Genomic DNA, 12,099 nt, shown 5'->3' with positions numbered 1-12,099 from the left:
TGATCCGCTACTGCTTGATGAACTCGATCGACAGCGGGTACTTGTAGAAGCGGCCCTGGTTGGCGGCGATCGCGGCGAGGATCGAGAACACGATCACGAGCACACCCAAGATCGGCAGCAGGATCAGGCCGATGAGGATGATCGAGAGCAGGCCGCACACGACTCCGGCGATCGCCGCGGTGATGTGGAAGTTCAGTGCCTGGCGAGTGTGTTCGCGCACGAACTGGCCCCGATCGCGCAGCACGAGGTACGCGACGATCGGCACGAGCAGGCTGAAGAAGATCGCGCCGACGTGCGTCAGGGTCGCCCAGAGTCGCTGGTCCTCGGGGCTCATCGGCTGGGGCGCCTGGTAGTTCGGCGGGTACTGGGGGCCGCCTGGGCCGCCGGGCTGCTGTCCGTGGGTCATGCGGGAAGCGTACCGACGAGCGCCGACGGACGTCCCGTGTTGTCGGCCGTCGGGCGTAGGATCAGCAGTCGACACACGAGAGTGCCAACGCGAACGGAAAGGGGATCGAGTGGTCAGCGAACGCAGCCTCGAGGTCCTCAAGGCCATCGTGCGGGACTACGTCGCTTCCCGCGAGCCGGTCGGGTCGAAGTCCATCGTCGACCGCCACGCCTTCGGGGTCAGTGCGGCGACCATCCGCAACGACATGGCCCAGCTCGAGGACGAGCAGCTCATCGTCGCCCCGCACACGTCGTCCGGACGGGTGCCGACCGACAAGGGGTACCGGGTGTTCGTCGACCACCTGGCCGCCGCCCGCCCGCTCTCCAGTGCACAGCGTCACGCGATCGAGACCTTCCTCGGTGCGTCGGGTGACCTCGACGACGTCCTCGGCCGCACGGTCCGCCTGCTCAGCCAGCTGACGAACCAGGTGGCCCTCGTGCAGTACCCGTCGATGGTGCGCGCCCGGGTGCAGCACGTCGAGCTGGTCCGGCTCGGTGACACACGGCTCATGGTCGTGCTCATCACCGACACCGCGCGCGTCGAGCAGCGCGTCGTCGAGAGCGACGTCGGCCTCGACGAGTCCGCGCTCACCGAACTCCGCACGGTCGTCAACGGCGCGACGGTCGGGCTGCTCCTGCAGGACGTGCCCGGGGCGCTCCGGGCGGTGCCCCAACAGCTCCGCCCCGACGTCCAGCCCCTCGCCGGGGTCGTCGTCGCGACCCTCATCGAGCAGGTGGCGGCGAACCGCCAGGACCGCCTGCTCATGGCCGGCGCGGCGAACCTCGCGAAGAGCGAGTCCGACTTCTCCGGCGGACTCTTCCCCGTGCTCGAGGCGATCGAGGAACAAGTCACCCTGCTCCGACTGTTCGGGGAGATGCAGGTGGACGACATCGCCGTGGCCGCGCGCATCGGGGTCGAGAACGCCGAGTACGGCCTCGACGCCACGAGCATCGTCGCGGGCGGGTACCTCGCCGGCGGCGAGGTGGCACGGCTCGGAGTGCTCGGGCCGACGCGGATGGACTACGGCAGCAACATGGCCGCCGTCCGGGCCGTCGCACGGTACCTGTCCAAGCTCCTGGGCGAACATTGACCGGCCCGCACCGCGATCGGCGCGACCCACGCGCACGACCCGCACCGGGCCTCCAGACCGACCGAACCGAAACTCTCTGAGGGATACGTGGCAGACCACTACGACGTCCTCGGCGTCCAGCCGGACGCCTCCGATGCCGACATCAAGAAGGCCTACCGTCGCCTGGCGCGGGAACTCCACCCGGACGTGAACCCCAGCCCGGAGGCCGCCGAGCGCTTCAAGGACGTGACGCACGCGTACGACGTGCTGAGCGACCCCGAACAGCGCCGTCGGTATGACGCCGGACCGCAGGCGGACAGCCCGTTCGGTGGCGGGGCCGGCGGCTTCAGCGACATCTTCGACGCCTTCTTCGGCGGTGGTGGCGGCGGTCGGGGCTCCGGTCCCCGCAGTCGTGCCGAGCGGGGGCAGGACGCCCTGCTGCGCATCGACGTCGACCTCGACGAGGTCGTCTTCGGCACCCACAAGGAGGTCGAGGTCGACACGGCCGTCCTGTGCGAGACCTGCCACGGCTCGTGCTGTGCGCCGGGCACGAGCCCGCGCACCTGCGACATCTGCGGCGGCTCCGGACACATCCAGCGCCAGGTCCGTTCGCTCCTCGGCAACGTCGTCACGAGCGCGCCGTGCGGCACCTGCCGCGGCTACGGCACCGTGATCCCGAACCCGTGTCCGACGTGCCAGGGCCAGGGCCGCGTGCGTGCCCGTCGCTCGATCCCGGTCGACGTGCCCGCCGGTGTCGACTCCGGGCTGCGCCTGCAGATGCCGGGTCAGGGCGAGGTCGGTCCGGCCGGCGGCCCCTCGGGTGACCTCTACCTCGAGATCCGGGTGCGGCACCACGACGTCTTCAGCCGCGACGGCGACGACCTGCTCGCGACGCTCGAGGTCGGGATGACCGACGCGATCCTCGGCACCACCGCGACGATCGACGGTCTCGACGGGCCGGTCGAGCTCGAGATCCGTCCCGGTGTCCAGAGCGCGGACGTGCTCGTGCTCAAGGACCGCGGCGTCACGAAGCTGCGCGGCGCCGGGCGCGGTGACCTCCGCGTCGGCGTGCAGGTCGTGACGCCGACGAAGCTCTCGCACAAGGAACGCCAGCTGGTCGAGCAGCTCGCGAAGTCGCACAAGGCGACGAAGCCGCAGCTCGCCCGGTTCCAGCAGGGCATGTTCGGCAAGCTCCGCGACCGCTTCTTCAACTTCTGATGGCCTCGCTGTACCTCGTGCCCGCGCTCGACGGCGTGACCGTCGGCGACCAGGTGTCGCTGGGCGGGGCGGAAGGCCGTCACGCGGTGTCGGTCGCGCGGGTGCGGGTCGGCGAGACGCTGCGCCTGGGCGACGGGAACGGCACCGTGGTGACCGGACCGGTGGTGACCACCGACCGCGACGCCCTCGTGCTCGAGGTCACGGCGGTGGACGTCTCCCCGGCGCCGTCGCCCACGCTGACGCTCGTGCAGGCCCTGGCCAAGGGCGGTCGCGACGAGATGGCCGTGCAGGCGTCGACCGAGATCGGCGTCGACCGCATCGTCCCGTGGTCGGCGGCCCGCAGTGTCTCCCGGTGGGAGGGGGCGAAGGTCGAGAAGGGCCGTGCGCGGTGGGAGGCCATCGCGCACGAGGCCTCGAAGCAGGCGATCCGTCCGCGGGTGCCGGCCGTCGAGGCGCCGGTGACGACCGCGCAGCTCGTGGGGACCGTCGGCGTCGGACGGGCGGTGCTCGTGCTCGACCCGGTCGGCGACGTCCGCCTCTCCGCGTGGGAGCCGCCGGCCGACGTCGAGGACATCGCGCTCGTCGTCGGGCCCGAGGGCGGCATCGACGGCAGCGAGTTCGACCGCCTGGTCGCCGCGGGCGCCGTGCGGGTGCGACTCGGCGACACCGTGCTCCGGACCTCGACCGCGGGTCCGGCGGCGCTGTCGATCCTCCAGACGCGGCTCGGGCGCTGGTAGGCCCGCCGTCGGCGGCGCGTTCTACGATGGGGACATGAGCACCAGCACGCCCAGCGTCTTCTCGAAGATCATCGCGCGCGAGATCCCGGCGACCGTCGTCGCCGAGGACGACCGCGTCATCGCGTTCGAGGACATCGCGCCGAAGGCTCCCGTCCACGTGCTCGTCGTCCCGAAGACCGAGCAGTACCGCAACGTGACGGAGCTCGCCTCCGGGGACCCCGACCTCCTCGCCCACGTGGTCGCCACCGCGCAGCGCATCGCCGACGAGCGTGCCGGCGGCCAGTACCGTCTCGTGTTCAACACCGGCGAAGCAGCCGGTCAGACCGTGTTCCACGTGCACGCGCACGTACTCGCAGGTGAACTGCAGGAAGGCACCCTTGCCGGATAACGAACCACTCGAGCAGGACGCCACGTCCGAGCTCACCGTCGACGGCATCGCCATGGTGCAGCTGCTGGGTCCGCAGGACCGGCTGCTCAAGACCGTCGAACGTCAGTACCCCGGGGTCCGCGTCGTCGTGCGCGGCAACGAGGTCAGCCTCACCGGCCCGGAGCGCGACGTCGCCCGCGCCCGAGCCCTCGTCGACGAACTCGTCGGCATGGTCAAGCGCGGTCAGGACATCGGCCCTGCCGACATCCCGATGTCGGCGCGCATCCTCGACGACGACCGCAAGCCGTCGGACACCTTCGGGACGCCGATCGTGTCGAGCCGGGGCAAGTCGGTCCGCCCGAAGACCGACGGCCAGCGGGCGTACGTCGACGCGATCGACGCGAACACCATCACGTTCGGGATCGGACCGGCGGGTACCGGCAAGACGTACCTGGCGATGGCGAAGGCCGTGCAGGCGCTGCAGCGGCGCGAGGTCACCCGCATCATCCTCACGCGTCCGGCGGTCGAGGCGGGCGAGCGGCTCGGGTTCCTGCCCGGCACGCTCACCGACAAGATCGACCCGTACCTGCGGCCGCTGTACGACGCCCTCAACGAGATGATGGACCCCGAGCTCGTGCCGAAGCTCCTCGCGGCCGGCACCGTCGAGGTCGCGCCGCTGGCGTACATGCGCGGGCGGACGCTCAACGACTCGTTCGTGGTCCTCGACGAGGCGCAGAACACCACGCCCGAGCAGATGAAGATGTTCCTCACGCGCCTCGGGTTCGGGTCGAAGATGGTCGTCACGGGTGACATCACCCAGGTCGACCTGCCCGGCAACCTCTCCGGGCTCCGGCTCGTGACACGGATCCTCGACGAGGTCGACGACATCCACTTCGCCCGCCTCGGCAGCGAGGACGTCGTCCGGCACACGCTCGTCGGGCGCATCGTGGACGCGTACACCGTCTACGACGAGGAGCGCCTCGCCGAGCAGGCCGGGTACCGTCCCGGCGGTCGCGGCTCGGCAGCGGAGGGCAACCCCGCAGGCGTCAACCGCGCCGAGCGTCGCGGCCGTCCGCCGCAGGACCGGCAGCGCTCCCCGTACCCGCAGAACGACTCCCGAGGAGGGAACCGGTGAGCATCGAGCTCAACAACGAGTCCGGGGTGGAGGTGGACGAGGCCGCGATCCAGCGCCTCGCCTCCTTCGCGCTCGACGCGATGCACGTCCACGCCGACGCGGAGCTCGCGATCGTGCTCGTGGACGAGGGCGCGATGGAGCAGCTGCACGTGCGGTGGATGGACGAGCCCGGTCCGACCGACGTCCTGAGCTTCCCGATGGACGAACTGCGCCCGGGCACCGAGGACGACCCGACGCCCGCCGGACTCCTCGGCGACATCGTGCTCTGCCCGCAGGTGGCGGAGGAACAGGCGAAGACGGCCGGACACTCCACGACCGACGAGATGCTGCTGCTCACGTGCCACGGGATCCTGCACCTCCTCGGCTTCGACCACGCGGAGCCGGAGGAGAAGGCCGAGATGTTCGGCATCCAGGGCGAGATCCTCTCCGCGTTCGCCGCCCAGCACCGAGGGCGGTGACCTGATGCTGCTCGTCGCCGTCCTGCTCGCGGTGGCGTTCGTGCTGGTCGTCGGCGGCGGTGTGCTCGCGGCGTCCGACGCGGCGCTCTCCGTGCTGTCCCGCGCCGACCTCGACGAGATCGCGCGGGGCGCCAAGCGTCGTCGTGCGATCGAGGCGATCGGCGACGACGTCGGCGCGCACGTCAACGCCCTGAACTTCGTCCGCGTGCTCGCCGAGACGGCCGCCGCGGTGCTCGTGACGATCGCCCTCGTGACCGTCTTCGACACCTGGTGGGTGGCGCTCATCGTTTCCGCCGCCGTGATGACCGCGGTGTCGTTCGTCCTCGTCGGCTCGAGCCCCCGGAGTGTCGGACGCGCGCACGCCGAGCGCCTGATCGCGGTCACGGGCGGCCTCGTCCGCGCCGTCCGCATCGTGCTCGGGCCGCTCGCCGGACTCCTCGTGGCCATCGGCGACCGGGTCACCCCCGGCCGTGGTCGCAGCGCCTCGACGGTGTCGAGCGAGGAGCAGCTGCTGTCGCTCGTCGACGAGGCCGCCGAGAGCAACGTCCTCGAAGCGGACGACCGCGAGCTCATCCACTCCGTGTTCGAGTTCAGCGACACGCTCGTGCGCGAGGTCATGGTGCCGCGCACCGACATGATCACCGTCGACGGCGCCGACACGCTGGCGGCCGCCATGGAGCAGTTCCTCGTCGCGGGCGTGTCCCGGATGCCGGTCACGGGGAAGGACAGCGACGACGTGCTCGGCGTCCTGTACCTCCGTGACGTGTCCCGTGCGCTCTACGAGCGTCCGGGAGCCGGCGCCGAGCCGGTGACGGGTCTGCTGCGCCCGGCCGGGTTCGTCCCGGAGTCGAAGGCCGCGGACGACACGCTGCGTGCGATGCAGGCGGGCAAGAACCACCTGCTGCTCGTGGTCGACGAGTACGGCGGGGTCGCCGGGCTCGTCACGATGGAGGACCTCATCGAGGAGCTCGTCGGCGACATCTCGGACGAGTACGACCGCGCCGTGGTCGACCGGGTCGAGGTGGAGCCAGGCGTCTGGCGCATCTCGGCCCGGATGCCCGTCGACGAACTGGGCGACCTCTTCGGCATCGAGCTCGATGACGACGACGTCGACACGGCGGGCGGCCTGCTCGTCAAGGAACTCGGCCACCTCGCCACCCGTGGCGACCGGGTCACCGTCGACGGCATCGTGCTCGTCGCCGAGCGGGTGGAGGGCAAGCGCCGCCACCTCGTCTCCGTCCTCGCCGAGCGGACCGACGCCCTCGCCGACGTCGAGCACGCCCTCGACGACTCCACGCCCACCACGACAGGGAACACCTCCGCATGACCGACACCCCCACGCCCGAGGGCCAGCCGTACCGAGCGGGCTTCGTCTCCTTCGTCGGCCGGCCGAACGTCGGCAAGTCGACGCTGACGAACGCGCTGGTCGGCGAGAAGGTGGCCATCACCTCGTCGAAGCCGCAGACCACCCGTCGGGCCATCCGCGGCGTCGTGCACCGGCCGAACGGGCAGGTCATCATCGTCGACACACCCGGTGTCCACCGACCGCGGACGCTGCTCGGGGAACGGCTCAACGACCTCGTGCAGTCGACGCTCGGCGACGTCGACGTGATCGGCTTCTGCGTGCCGGCGAACGAGCCGATCGGCCCGGGCGACCGCTTCATCAACGACTCCCTCGACCAGTACCCGCGGGCGAAGAAGATCGCCATCGTCACGAAGATCGACCGCGTCTCGAAGGACAAGGTCGGCGAGCAGCTCCTGGCGGTGTCGCAGCTCCGCGAGTGGGACGTCATCATCCCGACGTCCGGTACCCGCGGGCTGCAGCTCGAACCGCTCCTCGACGAGATCACGGCGCTGCTGCCCGAATCTCCGCAGCTCTACGACGACGCGACCGTCACGGAGGAGACCGACGAGGACCGGATCGCCGAGCTCATCCGCGAGGCCGCGCTCGAGGGCGTGCGCGACGAGCTCCCGCACTCGCTGGCCGTCGTCGTCGAGGACGTCGTCGAGCCGGACGAGGACGACGACCCCGACGGTCCGCTGCGCATCTTCGCGAACCTCTTCGTCGAGCGCGACAGCCAGAAGGCGATCGTCATCGGACGCGGCGGCGAACGTCTCAAGGACGTCGGGTCGCGCGCCCGGGCCGAGATCGAGTCGCTGCTGGGCGGTCGGCACGTGTACCTGAACCTCCGGGTGAAGGTCGCGAAGGAGTGGCAGCGCGACCCGAAGCAGCTCGGCCGCCTCGGCTTCTGAACACTCGTCCACCGGGGACCGCGTCGGGCGGTCGAGGACACGTCAGCCGATCGACTGACGCGCGTCGGGTCGGCGCGCCGTACCGTGGTGTGGTGTTCCGTCCCGTGCTGCGCTCGCAGGTCCTCTTCGACGTCATCGTCGCGGTCCTCCTCGGCGTGGTGCTGCTGCTCCTCCGGACCGGTGGTGGCAACGGCCTGCTGAGCATCGTCGTCGTCGCCGGGCTCACCGTGTCCCTGGCGCTCCGTCGGCTCTCCCCGGGCCTCGCGCTCGGCATCGCGTGGCTGTTCGCCGTCCTGCAGATGGCGACCTGGCAGACCCCTGATCCCGCCAACGTGCTCATCGCGGGCGTGATGTTCACCACGAGCGCGTACGGCAGCAGTCGGGTCCGGCTCGCCGGGCTCCTCTCGGCGGTCGGCGGGGCACTCGTCGCCGCGGGCTACACCGGGCTGCAGGATGTGCAGCAGCAGCACGACGTCGGCTTCTCCCGGACCCCGATGGAGTTCGCGCAGCTCGTGCTCGGCACGTTCGCCGGCGTGCTGCTGGTCCTCCTGCTCCCGTGGCTCGCCGGGCTGGTCCGGCGGACCCGTCGGCTCGCGAGCGTCAGCCGTGAGGCCCAGCTCCTCGCCGAGCGCGACGCCGCACGGGCCGACCGTGCGGTCGCCGTCGAGCAGGAGCGCGTCCGCATCGCCCGCGACATGCACGACATCGTCGCGCACTCCCTCGCGGTGGTCATCGCCCAGGCGGACGGTGCCCGCTACGCGCTCAAGGCCGACCCCGCGATCGCCGACCAGGCCCTGACCACGATCTCCGGGACGGCCCGTCGGGCACTCGGCGACGTCCGTGAACTGCTCGGGACGCTGCGGCACGAGCAGGGCACCGCGCCGACGCCGGACATCGACGACATCGAGCACCTCGTGACGGAGATGCGCGACATCGGGCTCGACGTCGACGTCGAGCGTGAGGGCGACCCCTCGACCCTGCCGACGACCACCCAGCTCGCGGTGTACCGGATCGTGCAGGAGAGCCTCACGAACGCGTACAAGCACGGGCAGCGCGGCGCTCCCGTGCGTGCGCGTCTCACCTACCGACCGGACACGGTCGAGATCCAGGTCGTCAACGAGCGCGCCGACGACGGCCGCGCCGGCCCGGGGACCGGCCACGGCCTGGTGGGCATGCGCGAGCGTGCCACCATGACGGGCGGGACGATGACCGCCGGGCCACGCGGTGACGACTTCGTCGTGGCGGTCCGGATGCCCTCGGTCCCCGCCAGCGGGCAGATGCCCCGCGACCGCATCACCTCGATCCAGCAGGAGCACACCGCACGATGACCACGACCCCGAACCCCGAGGCCCGCATCCGTGTGGCGCTCGTCGACGACCAGGCGCTCTTCCGCACCGGGATCCGCATGCTCATCGACTCGCAGCCGGACCTGCAGTTCGTGGGCGAGGCCGGCGACGGCGCCGAGGGCGTCGAACTCGTCCGGCGTGCCCGTCCCGACGTGGTCCTCATGGACGTGCGCATGCCGGTGATGGACGGCATCACGGCGACGTCCCGGATCGTCGAGCAGTCGGGCACCGACGGCGCGAAGGTCCTCGTGCTCACGACGTTCGACTTCGACGAAGCTGCCGCGAAGGCGATCCGGGCGGGGGCCAGCGGCTTCGTGCTGAAGGACGCGGACCCCGAGTTCCTGCTCGCGGCGATCCGCACGGTGCACGCGGGGACCGCGGTCTTCGCGGCGTCGGCGACCCGGGAGCTGCTGCGCCGGTACGAGGACTCGACGCCGTCGGCCGCGACGATCCCGCCCGCGTTCGCGGAGCTGACGCCGCGGGAGCGGGAGATCTTCGACCTCGCGGCGAAGGGCATGAGCAACAGCGAGATCGCATCGCACGAGTTCGTGAGCGAGGCCACCGTCAAGACCCACATCTCGCGGGTGCTGACGAAGCTCGAGCTGCGGGACCGGGTGCGGCTCGTGGTGTTCGCGCACGAGCACGGGCTCGTCGCGAAGGACTGACACCGACGCGCCAGCGCCGCCTCGCGACGGCACGTCGCCCCGCGCAGCGCCCGCAGCACGACGGCCCGTCATCCGGAGGGATGACCCGTCCACAGGGGAGCAAGCCGAGCGGACCATCCACAGGAGCCGACCGACCGACGCGGGACGAGCCTCCAGGTCGTCATCGTGGAGTCATGACCAGCAGCCACGCTCCGATCATCCGCCTCGACCACGTGTCCAAGCACTACGGCGACGCCGCGCGCCGGGTGACGGCGCTCGACGACGTCAGCGTCGACATCGGCTCGGGGGAGTTCACCGCGGTGATGGGGCCGTCCGGGTCGGGGAAGTCGACGCTCATGCACGTCGCCGCCGGCCTCGACGCGGTCTCGAGCGGCCGGATCCAGATCGACGGGGTGGACATCACCGGCCTCGGCGACCGCGACCTCACCGAACTCCGACGCCGTCGTCTCGGGTTCGTGTTCCAGTCCTTCAACCTCGTGCCCACCCTCGACGTCGGTGAGAACATCCGGTTGCCGTTCCTGCTCGGCGGACACCGGACGTCGCGCGAGGAGAACGCGTGGATCGACCGGCTCGTCGACATGCTCGGGCTGGGCAACCGGCTGACGCACCGGCCGCATCAGCTCTCCGGCGGTCAGCAGCAGCGCGTCGCGATCGCCCGCGCACTCGCCTCGCGGCCGGCCGTCGTCGTCGCCGACGAACCGACCGGCGCGCTCGACTCGCGGACGGGGCGGGACGTGCTCGGCATCCTGCGCGGCGCCGTCGACGAGTGGGGACAGAGCGTCGTCATGGTCACGCACGACCCGGTCGCCGCCGCGAACGCCGACCGGATCCTGTTCCTCGCCGACGGACGCATCGTGGGCGACCGTCCCGCGATGGACGCCGCCGAGATCTCCGCGACGATGCTCGGGATGGAGGCGGCAGCGTGAACACCATGACCTCCCTGCGGGAGTTCCGCCCGACGATCCTCGTCGCGGCACTCGGCACGACGTTCGGCTCCGCCCTGGTGATCGCGCCGGGCATCGTGTCCGCGGCACTCGCGACCACCGGACTCGACGGCATCGCCACCGTGAAGGCGATCCTGTCGGTGATCGGGTGGTTGTTCCTCGGCATCGCGCTGTACGTCGGCGCCATCGTCACGGCGAACACGTGCGCGACGCTCATCGCAGGGCAGACGCGTGTGATCGCCCTGCAGCGACTGGTCGGCGCGACCGGCGCCACGCTGCGGTCCCGGATCACCCGGGCGGGGCTCGTCGTCGGCGTCGTCGGAGGGCTGCTCGGTGCCGTCGTCGGCACCGGCCTGAGCGCGGTCTTCGTCATGGTGCTGCGGGGGAACGGGTTCCTCCCGGACACCGCGTACACGCTCGTCCCGTGGGAGCTCGTGCTGCCGATCGTGGCGGTCGTCCTCGCCACGTGGGGTGCCTTCGCGGTGGGGTCGCGACGGGTCCTCACGGTCACGCCGCTCGAGGCCCTGTCGTCGAGCGTCGAGCCGAGCCACGACGACGTCCGGTCGGGTCGTGCCCGCAGCGTGTGGGCGGTCGTGCTCATGGTCCTCGGCGGCGGTCTGATGGCCATCGGCCTCGCTGCCAGCGCGGCGTCACCCATCGCGGTGCTGCCGGCCGCACTCGGCGGCTTCGTGTCGTTCGCGGGGGTGGCCATCGGTGCGACGATCGTCATGCCGCCCGTGCTCCAGCTGATCGGTCGGATCGGCGCGAAGGACCCGGTGGTCCTGCTCGCCGGACGCAACGCGATGCGTGCGCCGGGTCGGTCCTCACGTGCCACGTTCGGGCTCGTCATCGGCGTGACACTGCTCGTGACCTTCGCGGTCGCGCTCGGCATCATGCAGCACACCCTCGAGACCGTCACCTCCGGGCAGGACGGCATGACACCCGCGATGGTCGAAGCGCAGCGCGACTTCTTCGCCCAGCTCAACGGCGTGGTCAGCGTGATCGTCGGGTTCTCCGCCGTGATCGCCGCGGTCGGTGTCGTGAACGCCCTCGCCCTCGGCGTGCTGCAGCGTCGTCGCGAGCTCGGCCTGCTCCGTGTCCTCGGCCTCACCGGCGCGCAGGTTCGTCGGATGATCGTCACCGAGGCGGTGCAGATGGTCGTCGCGGCCGTGGTGACGGGGCTCGTGCTCGGCACCGTGTACGGGTGGGTCGGCGGGCAGACGCTGCTCGGCACGCTCGGCACCGTCGTCACGCCCGTGCTGCCACCCACGACGGTCGGCATCGTGGTCGTCGGTGCGTTGGTCCTCGCGGTCGTCGCGACGATCGCGCCGGTGCGACGCGCGATGCGCGTGCCGCCGACGGAGGCGCTGGCGGTCGACTGACGGTGCGGGTCGCCGCCGACGGGGGCGCTGGCGGTCGACTGACGGTGCGGGTCGCCGCCGGCGAGGGCGCTGGCGGTCGA

General features: G+C 71.3%; 13 protein-coding genes. 12 read left to right on the top strand and 1 reads right to left on the bottom strand.

Annotated elements, in window-relative coordinates:
- Positions 1-7 precede the first annotated feature (7 nt).
- Positions 8-406, bottom strand: coding sequence for a DUF4870 domain-containing protein (locus tag QPJ90_RS15560; RefSeq protein WP_290132050.1), 399 nt, complete (start codon positions 404-406; stop codon positions 8-10).
- A 109-nt stretch (positions 407-515) separates the two neighbouring features.
- Here QPJ90_RS15560 and hrcA point away from each other — a divergent pair, with 109 nt between their 5' ends.
- The 12 genes from hrcA (at position 516) to QPJ90_RS15500 (ending at position 12,019) form a co-directional block, all read left to right on the top strand.
- Positions 516-1,535, top strand: a complete 1,020-nt coding sequence (gene hrcA, locus QPJ90_RS15555; RefSeq protein WP_290132049.1) for a heat-inducible transcriptional repressor HrcA — start codon at positions 516-518, stop codon at positions 1,533-1,535.
- Positions 1,536-1,622: 87 nt separating this feature from the next.
- Entirely contained in the window at positions 1,623-2,732 is a 1,110-nt protein-coding gene (dnaJ, locus tag QPJ90_RS15550; RefSeq protein ID WP_290132048.1) for a molecular chaperone DnaJ, read from the top strand.
- Positions 2,732-3,469, top strand: a complete 738-nt coding sequence (locus QPJ90_RS15545; RefSeq protein WP_290132047.1) for a 16S rRNA (uracil(1498)-N(3))-methyltransferase — start codon at positions 2,732-2,734, stop codon at positions 3,467-3,469. Before dnaJ ends, QPJ90_RS15545 begins: the two co-directional genes overlap by 1 nt.
- 34 nt (positions 3,470-3,503) lie before the next feature.
- A complete protein-coding gene (locus QPJ90_RS15540) occupies positions 3,504-3,857 on the top strand; it encodes a histidine triad nucleotide-binding protein (RefSeq protein ID WP_290132046.1) in 354 nt (117 codons plus the stop codon).
- Between the two features lie 52 nt (positions 3,858-3,909).
- Positions 3,910-4,971, top strand: coding sequence for a PhoH family protein (locus QPJ90_RS15535; RefSeq protein ID WP_290134253.1), 1,062 nt, complete (start codon positions 3,910-3,912; stop codon positions 4,969-4,971).
- Positions 4,968-5,429, top strand: a complete 462-nt coding sequence (gene ybeY / locus QPJ90_RS15530; RefSeq protein ID WP_290132045.1) for an rRNA maturation RNase YbeY — start codon at positions 4,968-4,970, stop codon at positions 5,427-5,429. Before QPJ90_RS15535 ends, ybeY begins: the two co-directional genes overlap by 4 nt.
- A gap of 4 nt (positions 5,430-5,433) precedes the next feature.
- The gene (locus QPJ90_RS15525) at positions 5,434-6,756 is read left to right on the top strand and encodes a hemolysin family protein (protein WP_290132044.1); all 1,323 of its coding nucleotides are present in this window, start codon (positions 5,434-5,436) and stop codon (positions 6,754-6,756) included.
- Positions 6,753-7,682 carry a GTPase Era gene (gene era / locus QPJ90_RS15520; RefSeq protein WP_290132043.1) on the top strand — a complete coding sequence of 310 codons (930 nt, stop codon included), beginning with the start codon at positions 6,753-6,755 and terminating at the stop codon, positions 7,680-7,682. Before QPJ90_RS15525 ends, era begins: the two co-directional genes overlap by 4 nt.
- Positions 7,683-7,774: 92 nt before the next feature.
- The gene (locus QPJ90_RS15515) at positions 7,775-9,010 is read left to right on the top strand and encodes a histidine kinase (RefSeq protein WP_290132042.1); all 1,236 of its coding nucleotides are present in this window, start codon (positions 7,775-7,777) and stop codon (positions 9,008-9,010) included.
- A complete protein-coding gene (locus QPJ90_RS15510) occupies positions 9,007-9,693 on the top strand; it encodes a response regulator transcription factor (RefSeq protein WP_290132041.1) in 687 nt (228 codons plus the stop codon). The genes QPJ90_RS15515 and QPJ90_RS15510 overlap by 4 nt, the downstream gene beginning before the upstream one ends.
- A gap of 173 nt (positions 9,694-9,866) precedes the next feature.
- Positions 9,867-10,619, top strand: coding sequence for an ABC transporter ATP-binding protein (locus QPJ90_RS15505; RefSeq protein ID WP_290132040.1), 753 nt, complete (start codon positions 9,867-9,869; stop codon positions 10,617-10,619).
- A 5-nt stretch (positions 10,620-10,624) separates the two neighbouring features.
- Positions 10,625-12,019, top strand: coding sequence for an ABC transporter permease (locus QPJ90_RS15500; protein ID WP_290132039.1), 1,395 nt, complete (start codon positions 10,625-10,627; stop codon positions 12,017-12,019).
- Positions 12,020-12,099 lie beyond the last annotated feature (80 nt).

Origin of the sequence: Curtobacterium sp. 458 (genome assembly GCF_030406605.1) — a bacterium.
GTDB lineage: Bacteria > Actinomycetota > Actinomycetes > Actinomycetales > Microbacteriaceae > Curtobacterium.
This window is presented reverse-complemented; position numbering and strand designations above follow the sequence as displayed.

Coding starts and splice junctions, on each gene's coding strand:
- QPJ90_RS15560 (WP_290132050.1), bottom strand. CDS start 406: ATGACCCACGGACAGCAGCCCGGCGGCCCAGGCGGCCCCCAGTACCCG.
- QPJ90_RS15545 (WP_290132047.1), top strand. CDS start 2,732: ATGGCCTCGCTGTACCTCGTGCCCGCGCTCGACGGCGTGACCGTCGGC.
- QPJ90_RS15540 (WP_290132046.1), top strand. CDS start 3,504: ATGAGCACCAGCACGCCCAGCGTCTTCTCGAAGATCATCGCGCGCGAG.
- QPJ90_RS15535 (WP_290134253.1), top strand. CDS start 3,910: ATGGTGCAGCTGCTGGGTCCGCAGGACCGGCTGCTCAAGACCGTCGAA.
- QPJ90_RS15525 (WP_290132044.1), top strand. CDS start 5,434: ATGCTGCTCGTCGCCGTCCTGCTCGCGGTGGCGTTCGTGCTGGTCGTC.
- era (WP_290132043.1), top strand. CDS start 6,753: ATGACCGACACCCCCACGCCCGAGGGCCAGCCGTACCGAGCGGGCTTC.
- QPJ90_RS15510 (WP_290132041.1), top strand. CDS start 9,007: ATGACCACGACCCCGAACCCCGAGGCCCGCATCCGTGTGGCGCTCGTC.
- QPJ90_RS15505 (WP_290132040.1), top strand. CDS start 9,867: ATGACCAGCAGCCACGCTCCGATCATCCGCCTCGACCACGTGTCCAAG.
- QPJ90_RS15500 (WP_290132039.1), top strand. CDS start 10,625: ATGACCTCCCTGCGGGAGTTCCGCCCGACGATCCTCGTCGCGGCACTC.